The following is a 22,592-nucleotide window of genomic DNA, read 5'->3' as shown; positions in this document are numbered from 1 at the left end:
CTGCCTTGTCTTTCTGCGCTTCCGGTGCTCACGTACTGTAACGTACGCTCCGCTCCGGTTCTCGAAAGACAGCGGCAATCCGCTCATGGCAGCGGGTTCTGGAACGGGTTCTGGGGGAAAGGACCGGTGGATTTTACGTCCTGCCCATTGACGCGGGAGCCGGCACACCCTATGTGAAGATGCTGTGTCTTTTCTGTTGTCCTCCAGTATCCGGATATTTGCCATATGTTTGGTGCCATAGCCCGCAGGGTTTTCGGTTCTTCCAACGAGCGGGTGGTCAACAGCCTGCGCAGCCGTGTTCCGGCCATCAATGCCCTCGAGCCGGAACTGGAAAAGCTGTCCGATACGGCCCTGCGCGACAGGACCCAGTGGTTCCGCGACCGCCTGGCCAAAGGCGAAACGCTGGACGACATCCTGTCCGAGGCTTTTGCCACGGTGCGTGAAGCAGCAAAAAGAACGCTGGGCCAGCGGCACTTCGATGTCCAGCTGATGGGCGGTATGGTCCTGCATGACGGTCGGATCGCCGAAATGCGCACGGGGGAGGGTAAAACCCTGGTGGCTACGCTGCCGGTGTACCTGAACGCCCTGGAAGGCAAGGGCACCCATGTGGTGACGGTGAACGACTATCTGGCAAAGCGCGACAGCGTCTGGATGGGCCGGATCTATGGCTTTCTGGGCCTGACCACGGGCTGTATCGTGCATGGGCTGGAGGATGACCAGCGCCGCGCAGCCTATAACTGCGACATCACCTATGGCACGAACAACGAGTTCGGCTTTGACTATCTGCGCGACAACATGAAATTCCGGCTGGAAGACATGGTCCAGCGGCCCTTCCACTACGCCATCGTGGACGAGGTGGACTCGATCCTGGTCGACGAGGCCCGCACGCCGCTGATTATTTCCGGTCCGTCCACCGACAGTTCGGACATGTACATCCGGGTCAACCAGGTCATGCCGCAGCTGACGGCCGAGGACTATGAGAAGGACGAAAAGGCCAAGGTGGTCTCCCTGACCGAGAAAGGCACGGAAAAGATAGAGGGCCTGTTGAGGCAGAACGGCCTGCTGGCCCAGGGCGGGCTCTATGATCTGGCCAACATGAACGCAGTCCATCACGTCAACCAGGCCCTGCGCGCCCACACCTTGTTCCGGCGCGACACGGACTATATCGTCAAGGACAACAAGGTTGTCATCATTGACGAGTTCACGGGCCGCATGATGGAAGGCCGGCGCTATTCCGAAGGCCTGCACCAGGCCCTGGAAGCGCGGGAAGGCGTTACGATCCAGCGGGAAAACCAGACGCTGGCGTCCATTACCTTCCAGAACTATTTCCGCCTGTATCCGAAACTGGCCGGCATGACCGGCACCGCCATGACTGAGGCGGCGGAGTTTGCCGAGATCTATGGTCTTGAGGTGGTGGATATCCCCACGAACCTTCCCGTCAGCAGGCAGGATCACGACGACGAGGTCTATCTGACCGCGGCCGAAAAGTACGAGGCCATCACAAAGCTGATCGAGGAATGTCTGGCCCGCCACCAGCCTGTTCTGGTGGGCACAGTGTCCATTGAAAAGTCCGAGACCCTGTCCGCCCTGCTGAAGAAAAAGAAAATTCCCCACAATGTGCTGAACGCCCGCTATCACGAGCAGGAAGCCTATATCGTGGCCCAGGCCGGTCGTCCCGGATCTGTCACCATCGCCACCAACATGGCCGGCCGCGGTACGGACATCCAGCTGGGCGGCAATGCCGACATGCGCATCTCCATGGAGCTGGCCGCCATCGAGAATGAGGGCGAAAAAATGCGCTGTGCCGAAGGGATCCGCAAGGAAGTGGTTGCGGCCCGGGAAATGGTGCGCAAGGCCGGCGGGCTTTATGTTATCGGGACCGAGCGCCATGAGAGCCGGCGCATTGACAACCAGCTGAGAGGCCGCTCCGGCCGCCAGGGCGACCCCGGCGCCAGCAAGTTTTTTCTGTCCCTGGAAGACGACCTGCTGCGGATTTTCGGATCTGCCAACATCCAGTCCTGGCTGCCCAGGCTGGGCCTGAAACCGGGCGAGGCCATTATCCATCCCTGGATCAACAAGGCCCTGCAGAAGGCCCAGCAGAAGGTTGAGGCCATCAACTTTGACATCCGCAAGAACCTTCTGAAATACGATGACGTCATGAACGACCAGCGCAAGGTGGTCTACGAACAGCGCCGGGAAATCATGGATTCGAAGGACGTGGCGGAAACCATGGCGGACATCCGCCAGGACGTCGTGGCGACGATCGTGTCCCGGGCCATTCCGGCTGGTTCGTACGCCGAACAGTGGGACCTGAAGCTTCTCCACGAGGAGGTCCTGCGCATTCTGGCCACGGATGTGCCTGTGGCGGAGTGGGCAAAGGAAGATGGCATCACCGAAAACGAATACACAGAGCGCCTCCAGCGCATGGCCGAAGAGAAGATGGCCGCAAAGGAGAAAAAATACGGTGCAGAGCTGATGCGAACCGTGGAAAAGAGCCTGCTGCTGCAGGTTCTGGACCAGACCTGGAAGGACCACCTGCTGCAGCTGGACCACCTGCGCCAGGGCATCAACCTGCGGGCCTATGCCCAGAAGGACCCCCTGAACGAATACAAGAGCGAGGCCTTTACCCTGTTCGAGGGCATGCTGGGCCAGTTGCGCGAGACCATCACCGCAGTCCTGATGCGCCTGGAGCTGCAGGTCGCGCCGTCAGAGATCCAGCCGGTTCCCCCGTCGCCCAAAGGCCTTGTGGAAAGCCGTCACGATCCGGCGCTGGATCCGGCTGCTGCCGGCTCTCCTGTACTGGCGGGTTCTGCAGATCCTGCTGGCGGCTGGGGAGAGGTCTCCCGCAATGCACCCTGTCCCTGCGGCTCCGGCAAGAAGTACAAGTACTGTCATGGAAGTCTGAAGTAGGATGTTTCAGAAGGTTCCAGGGCATGTTGACATGCAGTATTTGCGCTGCATGTGAATGTGTTCACTGTCCAAAGTCCTTTGGATGGCGAGACGTGAGTTACGGGAAGATCAGCGGGATTGGATCAGGGATTTTTTACCTGCTCCTGCACCCTGAGCGTTTAACCGCCTGTTAACAGGGTATATATATCCTGCTTTCTGTAGTCCCGGCACACCCGCAGGAACAGGCTGTCATGAATGAACTCCGGACAGAGGTGGAGAAATGGTATGAGAGCGATCGCCCCATGCTGCGTACCGGACGGGATTTCAATGATCACTGTCCGGGTGCTGCCGGGGGACAGGATATCCTGCAGACACTGATTGATGAGGACATCAGGGAGCTTGCAGACACAGCGCGGGAGCGACCGTGGACTCTCCACCAGGCCCATATAATGGCCGGGGTGAAGCGTATCTGGGAGTCCGCTGTTGGATTCCGGAATACGCCTCCAGCCATTGTGCAATCCCTGGTGGAAGTCCGGAAAATCTATGGCGGTATCCAGGCCAGTGAGGCCAGAGAGCTGGTGGGCAATATTGATTTTGTCCTGCTGACGTATTTCTCACGGGATGATTTTCTGTCTGAAACAAATCCCCGTATTCTTGGGGATGCGGCTTCCCGGAATATATGGGAAGCAGGATTCAGGAAGGTTGCTACATGGGCAAAGGCCCTGGAAAAAAAGCCGGGACAACAGGTTATTCTGGAACAATTTCAGAAGACTGTAAAAATACTGAAGAGTGAAGCGGGTGGCAAGGAGATCAACCAGTTCAGGGTTATCCTGAACCTGGTTGAATGTCTGGATCGGTGCGGTATTGATCCGGAACTGGTCCTTGATCCGGAAGAGGCCGGACTGTTTTCCGGATGGGTTCTGCAGTGGGATACCACTGCGCTGCCCGAACATGAAAGAAGGTATCTCCATGCCCGGCTGATTGCCCTGCTGGGACAGGGGAGCGGGAAAGAGAGCAGCCGGCATCTGGCGACCCTGGATGCGGAACAGGTCCGGAAAACTGTGGGACATGTTTTTGCCCATCCGCCAGCAGACAGGCCTCTTCTTCCCGTTGATCTTGTGGTTGTCCTGCGGGCCTCGAACCTGCTGCCTGCGAAGGATGCCCGGACTTTTCCCGGCAAGTCAGCAGATATTGTTACGGGTGACAGTGGCGCCGTTCCGGATTTCGTCCGTCTGGCAGAATCTTACGGGACTGATCAGCGCTACCAGGATTGTCTGACAGAGAGACACTTTGTCAGGGCATTTGACCAAGCCACTCCCGGAGAGTGGCTCAGGTCTGTCCCGGAATCCTTTCTGGACGTTCTGGCCACAGCAGCCCGCTGGCCCACCGGGCGGAAAGTGGCGGAGGCGTACCTGAAGCACGTTCGAGATCTTCTGGCCGATCCGGATCAGGCTGCCACTGTCCGTGCTGGTTTTTCCAGGGCTCTGGAAAGGCTGGACCGGAAGATTGCAGATCACTGGAAAGCCGTCGTGGACGAAAAGGAAAAGCCGGCATTCTCTGTTGAAAGTTTCAGGTTTATGGCGGGCGTGAAAGCCTTCCTGTGGCAGCGTCCGGGGGCGTGACGGACAGTCTCTATTTTCCGTTCAGCAGGTTGCGCATGACATACGACAGGATGCCGCCGTGGCGGAAGTATTCCACCTCGTCCAGCGTGTCGATGCGGCAGGTGACGGGGATTTTTTCTGTCGCTCCTGATGCGCGGTGGATGACCAGCGTCATTTCCTGACGGGGTTTCAGGCCTGCGCCAAGGCCTGTCAGGTCAAAGGTTTCCGCGCCGTCCAGCGCCAGTGTCTTGCGGGTCCCGCCGGCCTTGAACTCCAGCGGCAGGACGCCCATGCCCACCAGGTTGGAGCGGTGGATGCGCTCGAAGCTTTCAGCCACCACAGCCCGCACGCCCAGCAGCAGGGTCCCCTTGGCGGCCCAGTCGCGGGATGAGCCGGTGCCATATTCCTGGCCGGCCACAATGACCAGCGGTGTGCCCTCTTTCCGGTACAGCATGGCTGCGTCGTAAATGGGCATCACCTGGCCCGACGGGATATGCTTCGTCACGCCGCCCTCGACGCCCGGGGTCATCTCGTTGCGGATGCGGATATTGGCAAAGGTGCCGCGGATCATAACCTCCCAGTTGCCCCGGCGGGCGCCGTAGGAGTTGAAGTCAATGGGCTGGACCCCGTTGTCCATCAGGTACTGGCCGGCGGGGCCGGCTTTCTTGATGCTCCCGGCGGGGGAGATGTGGTCGGTGGTGATGCTGTCGCCCAGAATGGCCAGCGAACGGGCGCCCACGATGTCCTTGACCGGCGCGGGCTCCCGCTGCATGCCCTCGAACAGGGGCGGCAGTTTCACGTAGGTGGATTTGGGATCCCACGCATAGGTCAGGCCGGTGGCTGTGCCGCCCATCTGCTGCCAGTCTGTTCCACCCCGGAACACGTCGGCATAGCGCTGGCGGAACATCTGCGGTGTGATGGCCTGGTCCACGACCTTGCGGATTTCGGCGTCCGAGGGCCAGATGTCCTTCAGGAATACAGGCTTTCCGTCTTTTCCCTGACCCAGAGGTTCCTTCAGCAGATCCAGCGTGACGCTGCCGGCCAGGGCGTACGCTACCACCAGGGGCGGGGACATGAGATAGCTTGCGCGGCAGGAGGGGTTGATGCGGCCCTCGAAATTCCGGTTACCGGACAGCACGGCGCAGGTGACCATCTCGTTTTCCTCGATGGCCGTGGCCAGAGTGTCCGTCAGCAGGCCGGAGTTTCCAATACAGGTGGTACAGCCGTATCCCACCAGGTTGAAACCCAGTGTGTCCAGATGCGTCTGCAGGCCGGCCCTGTCCAGATAGTCGGTGACGACCTGGGACCCGGGTGCCAGCGACGTCTTGACCCAAGGCTTGACCTTCAGGCCTTTCTCCGCCGCCTTTTTCGCCACGAGACCCGCGGCGATCATGACGCTGGGGTTGGAGGTGTTGGTGCAGCTGGTGATGGCCGCAATCACGACCTGGCCGTGTTTGACGGTATATTTTTCGCCTTCGACCCGGATTTCCTTTGTGGGGGATGGGTCCTGAACGCCAAAGCCGGGCAGTTCCTTCAGGAAGGCTGGCACAGCCTGGGACAGGGGGACGCGGTCCTGGGGTCGTTTCGGGCCGGCCAGGGAGGGTTCGACCTTTGACAGGTCCAGTTCCAGCATGTCGGTAAAGACAGGCTCGGGTGATTTTTCGTCGTGCCACAGACCTTGTTCGCGGGCATAGGCTTCCACCAGACGCACGCGGTGTTCGTCGCGGCCCGTGAAGGTCATATAGCGGATAGTTTCGGCATCGATGGGAAAAATCCCGCAGGTGGCGCCGTATTCGGGGGCCATGTTGGCGATGGTAGCCCGATCGGCCAGTGACAGGCCCGCAACGCCTGGGCCGAAGAACTCGACGAACTTGTTCACCACACCCTTCTTGCGCAGCATCTGGGTGACAGTCAGGACCAGGTCGGTGGCCGTCGCCCCTTCAGGCAGGCGGCCGGTCAGGCGGAAGCCTACCACTTCCGGGATAACCATGGATACGGGCTGGCCCAGCATGGCCGCTTCGGCCTCGATGCCGCCCACGCCCCAGCCCAGAACGCCGAGGCCATTGACCATGGTGGTGTGGCTGTCTGTACCGACCAGGGTGTCAGGGTAGGCAACCTGCGGCCCGCCACGGCCATCCTCATCCACCCAGACAGCCTGGGCCAGGTATTCCAGGTTCACCTGGTGGCAGATGCCGGTACCCGGAGGAACGACCCGGAAATTGCTGAAGGCATTCTGGCCCCAGCGCAGGAATTGGTAGCGCTCCAGATTGCGCTCAAACTCGTTCTGGACGTTGGTTTTGAAGGCGGTCGGTGTGCCGAATTCATCCACGGTCACCGAATGGTCGATGACCAGATCCACGGCGCTGAGAGGATTGATGCGCTTTGCCTCGCCGCCCAGCGCCACCATGGCCTCTCGCATCGCTGCCAGATCGGTCACCGCGGGAACGCCGGTAAAGTCCTGCATGAGAACCCGGGCCGGGCGCCAGGCAATCTCGCGGTCCGAGCGCCGGTCCTTCAGCCACTGGCCCATGGCCTTGATGTCGTCCACGGTGACAGTGCGTCCGTCTTCGGTGCGCAGCAGGCTTTCCAGCAGGATCTTCAGGGAGTACGGCAGGCGCGACAGATCGCCCAGGGTTTCTTCTGCGACCTTCAGGCTGAAGTAATCATAGTTTTTCCCGTCTACAGCCAGGGAACGGCGGGTTTTCAGGGTGTCATGGCCTGTGGACGTTGTCATGGCGATCCTCAGTAGGCTGTCGTGGAAGGTTTCTGTCTAGCACCGAAACCGGGGCCTGCAAAGATCCCCGAATTTCCGAGACAGCCTCTTCACATGAAGAGCTGAATCAGGCATTCTTCTGCACTGGTCATAACCGGAAGACAGATCCCATGCTTGTTGCCATTCCCTGCGAACGCCGTCCGAACGAACGCCGCGTAGCCGCCACGCCGGAAACCGTCAAGAAAATGAAGGCTCTTGGCGTCACCGTCCGGGTGGAAGCCGGCGCGGGGCAGGGGGCCAGCATTCCGGATTCCCTGTACGCCGATGCGGGGGCAGAAATCGTGTCCGACGCCACCGCCGTGTTGAAAGACACAGATGTGGTGCTGAAGGTCCAGCGCCCGCTGGACAATGAACTGACAGCCCTGAAAAAAGGCGCGGCGGTCATCGGGATGCTGTCGCCACTCACCGAGCGGGACTCTGTGGCGGACTACGCCCGGCTGGGCCTGAACGCTTTCGCGCTGGAGCTGGTGCCGCGCATCACCCGGGCCCAGACCATGGACGTGCTGTCCAGCCAGTCAAACCTGGCGGGTTACAGGGCGGTTCTGGATGCGGCGGCGGAATTCAGCCGCTCGTTCCCCATGATGATGACGGCGGCCGGAACGGTTCCACCGGCGAAGGTTTTCGTGATGGGCGCCGGCGTGGCGGGCCTCCAGGCCATTGCCACGGCCCGCCGCCTGGGTGCGGTGGTCAGCGCAACTGACGTTCGTCCGGCCGCGAAGGAGCAGGTCCAGAGCCTCGGTGCCACCTTTGTGATGGTGGAGAACGAGGAGACGAAACAGGCCGAGACATCGGGCGGCTATGCGAAGGAAATGAGCGACGATTACAAACGTCGTCAGGCCGCACTGATTGCCGAGACTGTGAAAAAGCAGGACATCATCATCTGCACAGCCCTGATCCCTGGTCGCAAGGCACCCACCCTGTTGACGGCGGACATGGTGAAAACCATGAAACCGGGCAGTGTGGTTGTGGACTTGGCGGTGGAGCAGGGGGGCAACTGCGAGTTGTCCCGCCCCGGCGAGGTGGTGGATGTGAACGGCGTGCGCATCGTGGGGCACCTGAACGTGCCGGGCCGCCTGGCGACGGATGCCTCGGCCCTCTATGCCCGCAACGTGCTGAACTTCCTGACCCTGCTGGTGGACAAGGGCACGGGACAGCTGGCTGTGCCGTGGGATGACGAGATCATTAAAGGTACGGCCCTGACGCGGGATGGCCAGGTCGTGCACCCGCAGTTTGCAGCCTCGACAGGTTCGTAAGAGGAGAGGATTGAATGGATCCCCAGTTTCTGACACAGGAAGCCGCCAATCTGGCTACAGACTCCCGCCTGGTGGCGGAGTCAGCCCGCCAGCTGGCCGAGCATGTGACCCTGATGGCCCACCAGATGGCGGCCACTGATCCCCATGCCTTTTTCATGACCGGCCTGACCGTTCTGGTTCTGGCATGTTTCGTGGGGTACTACGTGGTGTGGCGCGTTACGCCGGCCCTGCATTCGCCGCTGATGGCCGTCACCAACGCCGTGTCTTCGGTGGTTATCGTGGGGGCCCTGATCGCCGCCGGTCCTGCTGAAATGACGTTCAGCAAGGTCATGGGCTTCCTGGGGGTTGTTCTGGCCTCGGTCAACATTTTCGGCGGTTTCATCGTGACCTGGCGGATGCTGGGCATGTACAAAAAGAAGAAGGCGTAACGCATGACTACACTGGCTGCCCTGGCGTATCTGGTTGCTTCTGTCTGCTTTATCATGGCCCTGCGCGGCCTGTCGTCGCCTGAAACGGCGCGAGCCGGGAATTTCTATGGCATCGGCGGCATGGTGCTGGCGATCGGCACCACCCTGATGTTGCCGGCAGTCCAGTCGTACGGCACCATTCTGGTGGCCATTACCATTGGCGGCGTCATCGGCACGATGGTGGCCCTGCGCATCAAGATGACGGCGCTGCCCCAGCTGGTGGCGGCGTTCCACAGCCTGGTGGGCCTGGCGGCGGTCTGCGTGGCCATTGCGGCTTTTACCTCGCCTGAGAATTTCGGTGTGGGCAGCGATGACCATATCCATGTGGGCAGCCTGATCGAGATGAGCCTGGGCGTGGCCATCGGGGCTATTACCTTCACCGGCTCCGTTGTGGCTTTTGCCAAGCTTCAGGGCCTGGTATCCGGCAAGCCACTGGTGTTCCCCTACCAGCACCATCTGAATGCCGGACTGGGGGTGCTGCTGGTGTTGCTGACAGTCTGGCTGTGCGCGACCCAGATGGCCCTGCCGTTCTGGCTGGTCATCCTGGTGTCGCTGGCGCTGGGCTTCCTGCTGATCCTGCCCATCGGCGGCGCGGACATGCCCGTGGTGATCTCGATGCTCAACAGCTATTCGGGCTGGGCGGCGGCAGGCATTGGCTTTACCCTGCAGAACAACCTGCTGATTGTCACCGGCGCCCTGGTGGGCGCATCGGGCGCTATCCTCAGCTATATCATGTGCAAGGGCATGAACCGGTCCATCTGGAACGTGATCCTGGGCGGCTTCGGCGGCGGGACCGGGGCTGTGGCAGCCGGTGGCACAGGTGCGGCGGGTGACCGGACCGTCAAAACGGGCTCGGCAGAGGATGCAGCCTTTATCCTGAAAAATGCGGCGCGGGTGATCATCGTGCCGGGCTATGGCATGGCCGTGGCCCAGGCCCAGCATGCATTGCGCGAGATGGGCGACCTTTTGAAAGCGGAAGGCGTGGACGTGAAGTACGCCATCCATCCGGTGGCGGGCCGCATGCCGGGGCATATGAACGTGCTGCTGGCCGAGGCCAACGTGCCGTACGACGAGGTGTTCGAGCTGGAGGAGATCAACCGCGATTTCGCCCAGGCCGACGTAGCCTATGTCATCGGGGCCAACGACGTCACCAACCCGGCAGCGAAGACCGACCCGAAATCACCCATCTATGGCATGCCGATCCTGGACGTGGAAAAGGCCAAGACGGTGCTGTTCATCAAGCGGTCCATGGCGGCCGGCTACGCGGGTGTGGAGAACGAGCTGTTCTTCCGTGACAACACCCTGATGCTGTTCGGCGATGCCAAGAAGGTTACCGAGGAGATTGTGAAGGCCCTCTGATCTTCCTTCTCCCCTCACTGTCATTCCGACCGAAGCAAAGCACAGTGGAGGGATCTCGCCCAACAATAGAGATCCTTCGGCTTCGCACTGCTGCGCAGTGCTCCGCTCAGGATGACAGGAAAGGGGCTGACTTTCTGACGCCCTCACATCCTGGAGTGGCGCTCAACCGCCCGTCCCAGAGCATCGCGGGCGCGGGCTACGGCCTGGAGACTGGACAGGTCGGGAACGGGACGGTCGGTCAGAATGGACTTCCAGTGCCGGGCCATGACGGACAGAACGGGATCTCTTGCCTCTGCCGCTTCTGTCAGGCGGGCGTAAAAGGTTTTCTTTTCTTGGCTGTCCGGCGCCCTGATGACCAGCGGCAGCAGGGGTTCTGCCGCCTTTCTTCCCGCAGGCCATTTCAGGGCAGCGGCCATCAGCGGGAAAAAAACCATCCGGTCTGTGAAATAACCTTTTTCAGGGCTGCGCAGGAAAGGGACATGGAGCGTCTGTCCGAAAGCCCACTGGAAAATATTGTCCACGGAACCGGAAGCGATACGGGGATTTCCTGCAAAGGTATTCAGGAGATGAATTGCCGAGAATACAGGATGCGGCCCTTTGCCCGGAAGCTGTTTGAAATAACGGTTCAGCGTGGCGTCATCCAGGTGCGTGGACATCTGCAGGGCGGCCAGAAGCCGGCGCAGAAACCATGGATCTGCAGACTGCAAAAACTGGTCCCGCAGGGTTTTCAGAATTTCTGCACTGTCCAGGACGGACAGGTGAGGCTCTGCACTGTCCCCATGGGCCAGCATGATGATGAAGTCTGCATGACCGCGTCTGAAGGGTTCCTGCAGGAGCCATGAGCCAAAAACTTTTGCATGTTCGGCAGAAAATACAAGCCCTGGATCAATGTTCCGGAGGGTCAGTTCCTGCCCCAGTGCAAGGGCATCACGGGCGCAGGAGCGTTGAGGGGAGGTTCCCTCCCGGCCTTTCTGCTCCAGCGCGTCCAGCCAGGATTTCAGAACCCTCAGCACAATGGCCTGTCCGGGTGTTCCTTCCAGGCGTTTGATCCAGGGGACAATGATCTCTAGCCCTCCGGTCCTTCCTGCAATCTCCAGGGCAGCTGATTCCAGAATTTCCGGATGCGTATCTTCCAGATAATGGGTTCAATCGGAAAAGCGGGTCAGCAGGGCGTGGTCCATGGAATTCATCAGCGCCCGGATCCTGTCGATATCTGCCTGGGCCGGGTATTTCAGCAGGGCTGTTTTCAGGGTATGACGGGCCTCTGTCAGCTGGCGTGCAGCCGCTGTTTCATCCACATTCCCGGGAAAGTCGTGGACTGCGGCTACCAACCGTTCGACCATGGCCAGGATATCAGGCCGGAGAATCGCTTCCGGCTGTCCTGGTCAGCACTTTTATTGTGCCGACATCGTCCTCCATCAGTTTCAGCAGGATTGAGATATTCCTGGTCCTGTCAGGCTTTCCAGGAAATGTGTCTGCTGTCAGAGGGCGGGGGCCGTGGTACCAGGTCCTGACCCTGTCTTCCGCCAACTGCCGTGAAGCCTGCTCAATCTGTTTTTCCCTTGCTGCAAAATCCTGATCCATCGGGCTTTCTGTCATGGTGAGGGGTGGGCAGGAGCAGCTGTGTTTTCAGAGGGTTCGTAAGCGTTTTCCAGGGGTGATCCAGGTAGATCCCAGGGCTGGTTTGGCACCGGCCTGGATGGTGGCGGGCCTTTATACCGGGGGACAGGTACTGGCTGTGCCGGGGGAGGTGCTGCAGGAGCGAATTTTTCTGCCTTTGCGGGGACGGGGACCCGGGTGCGGGCTGCATGCAGTTTTTCCAGCGCCTGCCTGAAACTGTCCGCAAGACCTTTCAGTACACTTTCCAGCGTTTTTCCCTGTTCCGGGCGAAAATCAAAAACCAGGGAATAAATGCCATTTTCAGGATCGATCCTGTAGCGGTCCTTTACCCTGAAAGGTTTAGATGCTGCCCACAGGGCTTTGGCCGTGTCTGCCTGGAAAGCGGTTATCTGCAGCCGGTAAAAGGGGCGGAGGTCCACAAAGGAGGCTGTTTCGCCTTCTCCCGGCTCTCCCGGGGAATACCACCGGGTCAAGACAACAGCCAGACCTCTGATGTTGCTTTTGTCTGTGCCGCAGGCAGTTTTCAGCCGCTGGATGAACCTTGTCAGGGATTCTTCATCATCAGGCCTGGGAAACTGTGATTTTAACCTGGATTCGTCCTGCATGTCCTGTGTTCCCTTACAAATCAGGCGCAGCATACTTTCCGGAAATACTTGCGCCAACAGGTTTTCCCATGGAAAAACCGTACCGGATTTCCTATAGTCCGCGCCATGAGTGATCTTTTTTCATCTTCCCCCAAAGGCCGTCAGGACAGCTATTCCGCCCGGGACATCGAGGTTCTGGAGGGGCTGGAGCCTGTCCGCAAGCGTCCCGGCATGTACATCGGCGGTACGGACGAACGCGCCCTGCACCACCTGGTGAACGAGGTGCTGGACAACGCCATGGACGAGGCGGTGGCCGGCCATGCCGACCGCATCGACATGGAGCTGCACGCCGATGGCGCGGTCACCATCCGCGACAACGGCCGCGGCATTCCGGTGGACGAGCATCCGCGCTATCCCGGCAAATCGGCGCTGGAGATCATTTTCACCACCCTGCATTCGGGCGGCAAGTTCAGCGGGAAGGCGTACGCCACTGCTGGTGGCCTGCACGGGGTCGGGGCCTCGGTGGTCAACGCCCTGTCCGACCGCATGGTGGTCGAGGTGGCCCGCGACCGCCGCCTGTGGCAGCAGGCCTACAGCCGTGGCGTTCCGCAGGGCAAGCTCAAGGATCTGGGCCCTGTCCAGAACCGGCGCGGCACAACGGTGACTTTCCACCCGGACCCGGAGATTTTCGGCGGCAGCATCCGCTTCCGGCCCGAGCGCCTGTACGCGCTGGCCCGGTCCAAGGCCTATCTGTACCGGGGCGTGGAGATCCGCTGGTCCTGCGCGCCGGATCTGGTGAAAGGCACAGAAACGCCGCCGGAAGCCACCCTTCATTTTCCCAACGGCCTGCGGGATTTTCTGGAAGAAGCCCTGTCTGGCCGGCCGCTGCTGGGGGTCCGGGCCTTTTCGGACCTGGTGGAGTTTCCGGATGGTGCCGGGGGCGTGGAATGGGCGCTGGCCTGGCCGGACGATGAGGAGGAAGGCTTCAGCCATTCCTATTGCAACACCATTTCCACGCCCCAGGGCGGAACCCACGAAGCCGGCCTGCGCAGCGCCATCGTCAAGGGGCTGAAATCCTTCGGTGATATGTCGGGCAACCGGCGGGCGGCGCAGATCACGGCGGACGATGCCTTGGGCGGTGCGGCAGTGCTGCTATCCGTGTTTATCCGCGATCCCCAGTTCCAGGGCCAGACCAAGGAAAAACTGGGTACGGCCGAGGCCGCGCGCCTGGTGGAGCAGGCCCTGAAGGACCGGTTCGAACACTGGCTGTCCTCCGACCCCCAGGCGGGCGCTGTTCTGCTGGAGCGGCTGATTGAAAAGGCCGAGGAGCGGGCCCGTAAAAAGAACCAGAAGGAAACGGGCCGCAAGAGCGCGACCCGCCGCCTCCGCCTTCCCGGCAAGCTGGCGGACTGCAGCAGCAATGCGGCCGAGGGGACCGAGATTTTTCTGGTAGAGGGGGATTCCGCCGGCGGCTCGGCCAAGCAGGCGCGTATGCGGGAAACCCAGGCCATCCTGCCCCTGCGCGGCAAGATCCTGAACGTGGCCAGCGCCAGTGCCGACAAGATGAAGGCCAACCAGGAACTGGCTGACCTGATCCAGGCGCTGGGCTGCGGATCCGGTTCTGATTTTTCCCTGGCGGCCTTGCGGTACGAGCGGGTGGTTATCATGACGGACGCGGACGTGGACGGGGCCCATATTGCCTCGCTGCTCATGACGTTTTTCTATCGCGAGATGCCGGAGCTGATCCGTCATGGCCACCTGTACCTGGCCATGCCGCCGCTGTACCGCCTGAGCGCCGGAAACCTGGTGGAATATGCCCGGGATGATGCGCACCGGGACAAGCTTCTGGGCACAACCTTCAAGAACCGCAAGGTGGAAATCAGCCGGTTTAAAGGTCTGGGAGAGATGCAGCCCGCCCAGCTGAAGGAAACCACCATGGACCCGAAGCGGCGGTCCCTGATCCGGGTGATCGTGCCGGACGGGTCCGACCCTGCAGAACCGGATGCGGAAGCGGAAACCCGCGCCTTGGTGGAAAGCCTGATGGGCAAGCGGCCCGAGCTGCGCTTCCAGTATATCCAGCAGAATGCCAGGTTTGTCCAGGACGTGGATGTTTAGGTTGGGCAGCCATTAATTGTCATCCCGAGCGGAGCGTCACGCGGTGACGCGCAGTCGAGGGATCTCAAATCAGGGGGTTTGTATGAAAAGCTATTACGTCTACATCCTTGCCAATGAAACAAACGAAGTGCTTTACATCGGTGTAACCAACAACCTGGAACGCCGGATTTCTGAACACAGAAGCGGACAGGTTGAAGGCTTTACCAGAAAATACAAAGTGACCAGGCTGGTCTGGTACGAATCCTCAGGCAGCATTGAGGACGTAATCCTGAGGGAAAAGCAGCTGAAAATGTGGCGGCGGGAAAAGAAAAACGCCTTGATCGCAATGATGAACCCGCAGTGGGTGGATCTGGGTGAAGAGTGGTATCTTCATGCCACGCCGGGAAGCTGAAAGATTTCTGTGAGATTCCTCCACTCGGCCTGCGGCCCCGGTCGGAATGACAGGCAGTGCTAAAGAGGATTACCTCACCTGCAGCCCGCTGTTCGCCTGGGCCAGGCGGTTATGCTGGCCGGTCAGCTGTGCATAAGCCGTCTCGATGCGTTTCCAGGTCTTTCTGTCCTGGTCCGGGGTGCCGCCCAGATCCGGCGGGGCATTTTCGAGGCTCTGTTTCAGCAGGATTTCAGCCAGCTCATCCCGTTCCGGGGCGTTGCGCAGGCCCGCCAGAACCAGGGCGATATGCCGGTCTTTGCTCCGGGCCACTACGGCCACATGACAACCCGAGGGCTCGGTAAAGCCGGTCTTGCTGCCCTCCAGGGTTATGTCCCCGCCTTTCCCGTCAGCATATTTCTTCAGGAGCTTGTTGTGTCCGGGCAGCGTGCGCCCTTTCCACTGCATGGATGTCATGGAGAAATACTGCCGGAAAAGGTCCGGGTGTTCCCTGCGGATGGCCGTCACCAGGATGGCCATGTCCCCGGCCGTTGTGTACTGCCCTTCATCGCTTTTCTTACGGCCATCATCGTGGAGGCCCGATGGATTGGTAAAGCGGGTCCCATGCATGCCAAGCATCTTTGCCTTCGTGTTCATCCGGGCCACAAAGGCATCCCTGGTTCCGCCGCGCATGGCCGCCGCTTCGGCCACGTTGTTGCCTGAAAGGACCACCAGCGCCTCGATGGATGTGGCGACTGTCAGTTCCTCTCCGGTTTTCATCCGCAGATGCGAGCGTGGAACAGCGTTGGCATCCCTGGTCATGATAATCCTGTCATCCGCGCTGATTTTTTTCAGGGGATCCCTGTCTTCCAGGTCATCGAAGATCAGGAACAGGGTCATGATCTTGACCAGCGAGGCCGGCCAGATCCGTTTTCCGGCATCCTCGTCGTGGAGGACCTGGCCGGTGTCCAGATCAACGATGATGGCAGCGTATTTCCCGCTGGCGCTGATGTAGTCCGGCGCATTGATCAGCGCCTGCCGGGCAGCGATCCGGTCTCCTGAAGGCTCATTTTCATCCAGGGCGCATCTGGCCAGGGACTGCACCCTTTTCTTTTCGGCCAGTCGGAAAGCGGCCTGATATGGCTTTGCAGCCTTGTCCTTGTACCAGAAGCCGGAATACTGGCCATAGCGTGTCGCGGCGATATCCCCGTGAACGCGGGCTTTCAGGCAGGAGGATGTAACGTCTTTTGCCACCTTTTCCAGAATTCCGGCCTGTTTCCCGTAAACCGAGACGGTTTCCTGCCGGTTTTGTTTCAGGTTCCGGTCTGCCAGCCGCCGCTCATCGCGCGTTGAGGCGTTTTTCAGCCTTGCCAGGATCTGGTCTTTGGTCTGTCCCAGTTCCGCCAGCCGGCAGTCCAGCTGTTCCATGTGGGTCCGGAGACTGGTGCATGCTGTGGCGCTCGGGGTATCCGGCGCGCCTTTCTGCCCCTCTGCCGCATAGCTGGTGGATGCTGCAGACATGAACAGAAGAAAGCCGTATGTGGCCATGCGCCTGATGGACATGACAGTGCCCGTCCAGAGAGAGATGGTGTGTTGATGGAGATACGAAAGCAGATTCATTCAGAAAATCGCGGGGAGTGCATCCATGACTGCAGATTAACCCGGAATTCCTTCACAAACGGTTTACGCCATACCACTTCATCACGGGTGCAAGGCGTGGTAGAAGGCTTTTCCTGTTCATTTTCCCTGTCTGGTAGCCATGTCTGTCGCCGTTCGTATCGCACCCAGCCCCACGGGCTGGCTTCATGTAGGCAATATCCGCACCATGCTGGTGAACTGGCTGTTCGCCCGCAAGCATGGTGGCACCTTCATGCTGCGCCTGGACGACACGGACCTGGAGCGGTCCAGGGAAGAATACGCCCTGGGGATCGAGCGGGACCTGACCTGGCTGGGCCTGACCTGGGACCGCTTTGCCCGCCAGAGTGACCGCACGGCCCGCTATGTGGAGGTGATTGAACAGCTGAAGGCAGCAGGGCGTATCTACGCCTGTTATGAGACCGAAGAGGAACTGGAAATCCGGCGCCGGATCATGACAGGGCAGGGCAAGCCGCCTGTCTATGATCGTGCAGCCCTGAACCTGACAGCGGCCGACCACGCCCGGTTCGCTGCGGAGGGAAAAAAGCCCCACTGGCGCTTCCTGCTGAAGCATGAGCCCATCGCCTGGGACGACCTGGTGCGAGGGTCCCAGAAATTCGAGGGCGCCAGCCTCAGCGATCCCGTTGTGGTGCGGGAGGATGGGTATATCCTGTACTCACTGTCCTCGGTCATCGATGACCTGGATTTTGGCATCACCCACATCATCCGGGCGGAGGAGCATACGACCAACACAGCCTCCCAGATCCAGATGTTCCAGGCCATTGCGGGCCGGGTGCCACAGTTTGCCCATCTGCCGCTGCTGAGCGGTTCCACGGGAGAAAAGCTGTCCAAGCGTACGGGCAGCCTGAGCATCGCCCAGCTGCGGGACGAGATGGGGATCGAGGCCATGGCCATCAAAAGCCTGCTGGCCCGCGTGGGAACGTCCGACCCGGTTGAGCCGCGTACCAGCGATGCGGACCTGATTGCGGGATTTGACCTGGGTCGCATTGCCCGCAGCACGCCGCGCTTTGACATCGAGGAGCTGAAACGCCTCAACGGCCGCATCCTGCACCAGATGCCTTTTGCTGCGGTCCGGGAGCGGCTGCACGCTCTGGGTCTGCCCCAGGCGGACGAGGGCTTCTGGACCGCCATTCATGGCAATATTTCCCGCCTGGATGAGGCGGTGGAGTGGTGGCATATGGCTCAAACCAGCATTATGCCGGTCATCGACCCGGCGGACCGGGAGTTTCTGGCTGTGGCGGACAGCCTGCTGCCTACCGACCCCTGGACGGCGGATACCTGGGGCCAGTGGGTGGATGCTGTGAAAAAAGCCACCGGTCGCTCAGGCAAGGCCCTGTTCATGCCGCTGCGCAAAGCCCTGACGGGGCGGGAAAATGGGCCTGAGCTGAAAGTGCTGTTGCCCCTGATTGGCCGCTCCCGCGCCGTAGCCCGTCTGGCCGGGCGGGAAGGTTAATATTTTTTGGCACACAGGGTCTGTCGCTGTATTGGAATCCGGACCGTCGCTTTCCCCGGTAATTGTCCGCACATACCCCTGAAGATGCAGGTCCTGAAGAAATCTTGAAGAAACTTTGTCTGCTTATTAGTTTTCTTTCCAGGTCTGAAGATGAGGTAATTCATGGAGAGGCTGCCTGGCCTATTATGCGCAATACTTGTGGCCGCAGGTTGCGGACCAGAGGATTCTTCTCCTGCGGCAGATTCTTCTGCGGCAGTGGAAGTCTTTCAGTTCCTGCTGACTTCTCCCCAGGTGTGGCAGCCTGACTGTGAGTCTGTCGCAGGCTTCAGCCGCATGGATCTGGAAACCGGAGGCAGCGGCCGCTGGTATATTGTCGGGAAGTCGCGGGTTGTTGATCCATATTTCCCCGGGCATGAATATGATAAATGTGACGCCCTGATCCGGCTTCCTTTCGGTGCTCATCCCACGAAGGAATTCCCTGCAGGAGGAGACATTGAGGTTTTGACAACCCGCACGTATTTTTTCGGGGGAGCAAGAAGAATGGAAATAAGTCGTGGCTTTCAGACTGTATCAGGGGACTCAGTGATACGATACGCCTTCAGAACCCTTTATGGGGAGTTCAATCCTGGTACTGGTCCTGCACCCTGATATCACATCAGGAAAATTTACTTCCCGTCTTCTGCTCCAGAAAGGAAAAACATGTTTGGTCGTATTCTGAAAATACTGGGTATTGTTGTGGTTGCCCTTGTGGCCCTGTTTGTTGTCCTGATGGTGGTTTTCTGGCCGGATGACACAGCGCCCCTGACCCCGGGCCAGGAAGCGGCGCTGGTAGAGGTGAAGGACTGGTGCATGAAGGAATCCGCCCGCGGTCTGGAGAATGTAAGGAGTATGGGACTTTCCGTTGATCCCCGCCTTACGCCAGAGGTCGAGCAGGCCATGTGCGACTGCCAGAGCCGTCTGATCGTGCAGAAGTACGGGGATGTCCCTGCGGCGGAGATGACGCAGAAATACATGCAGGATGAGCAGGCAAAACAGGAAGCCATGCGGTGCATGACCCTGCTGAAGCCTTAAGGCAGGTTTTCCCTTTTCATTCTTTGCTCCCGGCAGAGAATGAACAGGTTGCCGGCCACGATGATGGCGCTGCCGGCGATGACCAGCGGGCCGGGCAGGGCGTTCCAGAAGACCCAGCCGAACAGGGTCGCCCAGATCAGCTGGAAGTAATTCAGTGCGCCCACCAGGCCGGCCTGCAGGTGGGCGTAGGCCTGCGTCAGGAACAGCTGGGCCAGGCTGTGCCGGCTATGGCCAGGCAGGCGAGGATCAGGATCTCCCGGGTGTCAGGGACTGTGGCGACCCAAGGCATGGCCGCGCCTGCCAGGATGATGCCGATAGCCATGAACCAGAACGAGATGGTCAGCGGTGAATCCGCCTTGCCTATGTGGCGCAGCAGGATGGCCTGTGCGGCCTGGCACAGGGCGGCAAGCAAGGCCCAGGTGACGCCCAGGGCGCTCAGCTCTGCCGTGGGGCCGGCAATCAGGCACACGCCCGCAAAACCACTGATGATCACGGCGTACCGGTACCGCCCGATGCGTTCCCCCAGGAACACAAAGCCCAGCAGGGGCACCAGCAGGGATCCCGTGAACAGCAGGGTCTGGGTATTGGCCATGGGCAGGGCCTGAAAGGCGCTGAAGGAAAACACCAGGTTGAGATAACCAATCACTGAGCGGCCCAGAACCAGGCCCTTGTTGCTGGACATGTTCAGAAGGTGGGTTTTGCCTTGCCACAGGATAATGGCGCCGAACAGGAATGTGCCGAACAGGTTGCGGTAGAACCCGATCTCCAGCGGGTGGTGGCCGGTCAGGAGCTTGGCCCCCGTGTTCATGACCGCGAACAGGAGCATGGCCAGCATGGTGCAGACCGTGCCGGTGACGATATTTCCGTTGCCGCGCTGGTTGGCTCTTGCGGCTTTGATGTGTTGCAGCATGGGTGCTCTGGTCTCATGGAAGAAGGGCAGTGGTCAAGGTGTGTTTGCCTCTCCCTGATTGACACTCAAAGATTATATAAATATGAATCTAAACAATTTCTGATTTAGAAGAACGGAGAAGCAGGATGTCTGTTCAGGGTGGAAAAAGTGCCGGAAGGAACATTGTACTGACGGCTCTGGCCAGTGTGCTGGCAGGAGGGACCTGTTCCGAAAACAAATGGGAGCTCTATGGACGCCTTGACACTCTGGGCTTCAGGCAGGGGTTCAGCCCGCCGCTCTCTTCAAGCCGGAAACCCGGCCAAACAGTCCAGGGACAGGCCATTCAGAGTCAGGCGGCAGAGTTTAATTTCTGCAAGGAGCTGGTGGGGTCAGCCCCTGCCGAACTGACTCTTTTCACCTGCAATCCAGAGCAGGGCACCGTGCTGGTCAAACATATGATCCCCGATAAAACAAAGACTGTTCTGTCCCAGTGCCTTTCCCTGTTTTTTCCGGATGGCACCGTTTTCACGGCAGCCTTTTTCCATAACAGCATGGAATTGAAGTCATCCGTATCGTTCACATGTTTTGGTAAATCTTCCGGTAAGGTGCCTGAAGCCCAGCAGGACCTCCAGCGCGCCTGTGAGAAAACCCTGCCCCTGTCCCAGGCCGACAGCGACGCTGTGAGCCGTGCCCTGGCTTACTGCAGGCCTGAACTTTAGGATCCCTGGCTGGATCTGTGATATGCTGCGCGGATGCATGATTACCTGAAACTGGCCCGGGGTCTGGCAAAGAAGGATCGCCGGCTGAAGGCGTGCCTCGAGGCCGGGCCGCCCCTGGACCTGGGCCGCGCGCCGGGGTTCGCATCATTGCTGCGCATTATCATCGGGCAGCAGGTCTCGGTGGCGGCGGCGGCCAGTATCTGGCGCAAGGTAGAGGCGGCGCTGGACTCTCTCGCGCCGGAAACCCTGCTGGCGCTGGAGGAAGATGCATTAAGGGCCTGCGGGCTCAGCCGGCAAAAAATCGGCTATGCCCGCGGCCTGGCGCAGGCGCTGGCGATAAAAACGCTGGACCTGGACCATGTGCACGGGCTGGACGACGCGCAGGCCATCGCCGCGCTGCGCCAGATCAAGGGCTTTGGCAACTGGTCGGCGGAGATGTACCTGATGTTCAGCCTGCACCGACTGGACGTGTGGCCTGTTGATGACCTCGGCATCGTACTGGGCGTGCAGAACCTGCTGGGCCTTCCCGGCAAGCCTTCAAAGGCCGAGATGCTGGCGTTTGGCGAGCCCTGGCGCCCGCACCGCAGCGTCGCCGCCCGCATGATCTGGACGCACTACAATGCGCACAGTGCGAAGCTGAAAAAATGACTTCTTCTGTTCAGGGTTTGGGCGACAACCCGTGTGTATAACTTGAAACATAATGCGGCCGGTATCGTGGTACGTAATAAACAGTATAGTTTTGCCCCGAGAATTCTATCGCCGTTTCCTTCATCCGCCAGCGGGAAGGAAGTGTCTCTTTCAGGTTCAGAATCGCATCAGGATCATGCAGATAGGGGGCAGATGCCAGAACAACAATTTCTTTTCCGGTCTTATTGCGGCGGGTCATTGCAAAAGTTTCCGAGTTCTCTATCAGATCCTCGATATCGACCTGTGAAGAGGTTTCTGGCAGATTTTCGGGGGACTGGGGAGCCTGGGACCGGGAAATAATGCCTGAAACCGGCCAGGACAGAGCCACCAGGGATGCTGCAGCGGCCATCGTCCGGATCTGACGAGTTTGCCACCAGGGTGGCTTCCGGGCGACAATCTTGTTGCTGCCGCTGGCGGACATGAAGGCAACATCTACCCGCCAGTCCTGTCTGCGGAGAATGTGAAGAAGCTCTTCCTTTCCATACATGCAGATTTTCTGGAAAAAGTGATGTTCTCGCTGGAATTCCGGGGCCAGTTCATGAAAACGTTTTTCCAGGGGGACGTTCCTTCCTTCATATCCTGCCGCATAGTCTGCTTCAGGACTGCTCACCGTCATGAACAGCTTTCCATGGGGCTTCAGCATGTCCTGTATTGATTTCAGGACGCGGATGCCGTCCGGGGAAGGAATACAGTCCAGGGCGCGCTGGAAAAGGATGAAGTCAAATTTCTGCCTGCATACAGTTTCAGGCAGATCGCGGATATCCGACTGTATGAACTCGATACGTTCTGAATTTTCCAGGCGCGCTTTTGTTTCCAGGTTGAGATCAACAGCCACCACATGGGCGCCAGCTTCGGCCAGGCGTTGTGATGTGGTCCCCCGGTCACAGGCAAGATCAAGAGCCCGGACAGTCTTTCCCTGCTGGACGGCCAGTTGAATCAGGGCGTAAAGCAGCCTCTCATGCGCATCCATATAAGCCGTTGATGTTTCATGGCCATATCCGCCCCAGGCGGGAAGCGCTTCATTTTGCGATTCACTCATAAATCATGAGTAGCAAAAAATGATGTAAGTAATAAGGATTATACAGGGCG

The 22,592-nt window shown here is 59.7% G+C and carries 18 protein-coding genes; 10 read left to right on the top strand and 8 right to left on the bottom strand.

Translation table 11 applies throughout. The annotated features are described in order from the left end of the window. Positions 1 to 225 precede the first annotated feature (225 nt). Positions 226 to 2,910 (top strand): preprotein translocase subunit SecA, encoded by a 2,685-nt coding sequence (gene secA, locus M3O22_00775; GenBank protein MDP9195302.1) that lies wholly within the window; start codon positions 226 to 228, stop codon positions 2,908 to 2,910. 230 nt (positions 2,911 to 3,140) lie between these two features. Then, positions 3,141 to 4,511 carry a hypothetical protein gene (locus tag M3O22_00770; GenBank protein MDP9195301.1) on the top strand — a complete coding sequence of 457 codons (1,371 nt, stop codon included), beginning with the start codon at positions 3,141 to 3,143 and terminating at the stop codon, positions 4,509 to 4,511. A gap of 10 nt (positions 4,512 to 4,521) precedes the next feature. Here the strand turns inward: M3O22_00770 and acnA are convergent, their stop codons facing one another. Continuing rightward, positions 4,522 to 7,224 carry an aconitate hydratase AcnA gene (gene acnA, locus M3O22_00765; GenBank protein ID MDP9195300.1) on the bottom strand — a complete coding sequence of 901 codons (2,703 nt, stop codon included), beginning with the start codon at positions 7,222 to 7,224 and terminating at the stop codon, positions 4,522 to 4,524. Between the two features lie 149 nt (positions 7,225 to 7,373). Between acnA and M3O22_00760 the strand changes: the two genes are divergently transcribed. Genes M3O22_00760 through M3O22_00750 form a run of 3 tightly spaced genes read left to right on the top strand, consistent with a single transcriptional unit; the run spans position 7,374 to position 10,342 of the window. After that, positions 7,374 to 8,516 (top strand): Re/Si-specific NAD(P)(+) transhydrogenase subunit alpha, encoded by a 1,143-nt coding sequence (locus M3O22_00760; GenBank protein MDP9195299.1) that lies wholly within the window; start codon positions 7,374 to 7,376, stop codon positions 8,514 to 8,516. Between the two features lie 14 nt (positions 8,517 to 8,530). Then, positions 8,531 to 8,944 (top strand): NAD(P) transhydrogenase subunit alpha, encoded by a 414-nt coding sequence (locus M3O22_00755; protein ID MDP9195298.1) that lies wholly within the window; start codon positions 8,531 to 8,533, stop codon positions 8,942 to 8,944. A 3-nt stretch (positions 8,945 to 8,947) separates the two neighbouring features. Beyond that, a complete protein-coding gene (locus tag M3O22_00750; GenBank protein MDP9195297.1) occupies positions 8,948 to 10,342 on the top strand; it encodes an NAD(P)(+) transhydrogenase (Re/Si-specific) subunit beta in 1,395 nt (464 codons plus the stop codon). A gap of 143 nt (positions 10,343 to 10,485) precedes the next feature. Here M3O22_00750 and M3O22_00745 read toward each other — a convergent pair whose 3' ends face one another. The 3 genes from M3O22_00745 to M3O22_00735 all read right to left on the bottom strand — a co-directional run bounded on the left by M3O22_00745 (position 10,486) and on the right by M3O22_00735 (position 12,567). Next, positions 10,486 to 11,355, bottom strand: coding sequence for a hypothetical protein (locus tag M3O22_00745; protein MDP9195296.1), 870 nt, complete (start codon positions 11,353 to 11,355; stop codon positions 10,486 to 10,488). 132 nt (positions 11,356 to 11,487) lie between these two features. Then, a complete protein-coding gene (locus M3O22_00740; GenBank protein ID MDP9195295.1) occupies positions 11,488 to 11,685 on the bottom strand; it encodes a hypothetical protein in 198 nt (65 codons plus the stop codon). 252 nt (positions 11,686 to 11,937) lie between these two features. Then, the gene (locus M3O22_00735) at positions 11,938 to 12,567 is read right to left on the bottom strand and encodes a hypothetical protein (GenBank protein ID MDP9195294.1); all 630 of its coding nucleotides are present in this window, start codon (positions 12,565 to 12,567) and stop codon (positions 11,938 to 11,940) included. Positions 12,568 to 12,672: 105 nt separating this feature from the next. On the opposite strand from M3O22_00735, the gene parE reads away from it, so the two are divergent. After that, on the top strand, positions 12,673 to 14,661 hold the full coding sequence (parE, locus tag M3O22_00730; protein MDP9195293.1) for a DNA topoisomerase IV subunit B: 1,989 nt from the start codon (positions 12,673 to 12,675) through the stop codon (positions 14,659 to 14,661). 82 nt (positions 14,662 to 14,743) lie between these two features. Beyond that, positions 14,744 to 15,052 carry a GIY-YIG nuclease family protein gene (locus M3O22_00725; protein ID MDP9195292.1) on the top strand — a complete coding sequence of 103 codons (309 nt, stop codon included), beginning with the start codon at positions 14,744 to 14,746 and terminating at the stop codon, positions 15,050 to 15,052. A gap of 69 nt (positions 15,053 to 15,121) precedes the next feature. Here the strand turns inward: M3O22_00725 and M3O22_00720 are convergent, their stop codons facing one another. Beyond that, positions 15,122 to 16,591 (bottom strand): serine hydrolase, encoded by a 1,470-nt coding sequence (locus M3O22_00720; protein MDP9195291.1) that lies wholly within the window; start codon positions 16,589 to 16,591, stop codon positions 15,122 to 15,124. 196 nt (positions 16,592 to 16,787) lie between these two features. Between M3O22_00720 and gltX the strand changes: the two genes are divergently transcribed. Both gltX and M3O22_00710 read left to right on the top strand, forming a co-directional pair. Beyond that, a complete protein-coding gene (gene gltX, locus M3O22_00715) occupies positions 16,788 to 18,137 on the top strand; it encodes a glutamate--tRNA ligase (GenBank protein MDP9195290.1) in 1,350 nt (449 codons plus the stop codon). Between the two features lie 699 nt (positions 18,138 to 18,836). Next, positions 18,837 to 19,208 carry a hypothetical protein gene (locus tag M3O22_00710; GenBank protein MDP9195289.1) on the top strand — a complete coding sequence of 124 codons (372 nt, stop codon included), beginning with the start codon at positions 18,837 to 18,839 and terminating at the stop codon, positions 19,206 to 19,208. Here M3O22_00710 and M3O22_00705 read toward each other — a convergent pair. Further along, positions 19,205 to 19,372, bottom strand: a complete 168-nt coding sequence (locus tag M3O22_00705; GenBank protein MDP9195288.1) for a hypothetical protein — start codon at positions 19,370 to 19,372, stop codon at positions 19,205 to 19,207. The two genes, M3O22_00710 and M3O22_00705, sit on opposite strands and share 4 nt — an antisense overlap. A gap of 32 nt (positions 19,373 to 19,404) precedes the next feature. Continuing rightward, positions 19,405 to 20,118 (bottom strand): DMT family transporter, encoded by a 714-nt coding sequence (locus M3O22_00700; GenBank protein MDP9195287.1) that lies wholly within the window; start codon positions 20,116 to 20,118, stop codon positions 19,405 to 19,407. A gap of 731 nt (positions 20,119 to 20,849) precedes the next feature. On the opposite strand from M3O22_00700, the gene M3O22_00695 reads away from it, so the two are divergent. Continuing rightward, positions 20,850 to 21,464, top strand: a complete 615-nt coding sequence (locus M3O22_00695) for a DNA-3-methyladenine glycosylase 2 family protein (protein MDP9195286.1) — start codon at positions 20,850 to 20,852, stop codon at positions 21,462 to 21,464. Positions 21,465 to 21,474: 10 nt separating this feature from the next. Here M3O22_00695 and M3O22_00690 read toward each other — a convergent pair whose 3' ends face one another. After that, positions 21,475 to 22,542, bottom strand: coding sequence for a class I SAM-dependent methyltransferase (locus M3O22_00690; GenBank protein ID MDP9195285.1), 1,068 nt, complete (start codon positions 22,540 to 22,542; stop codon positions 21,475 to 21,477). Positions 22,543 to 22,592: the final 50 nt, after the last annotated feature.

Source organism: Pseudomonadota bacterium (assembly GCA_030775045.1).
Taxonomy (GTDB): Bacteria; Pseudomonadota; Alphaproteobacteria; order JALYJY01; family JALYJY01; genus JALYJY01.
The sequence above is the reverse complement of the archived record's forward strand: the minus strand, read 5'-3'. Positions and strand labels throughout refer to the sequence as shown.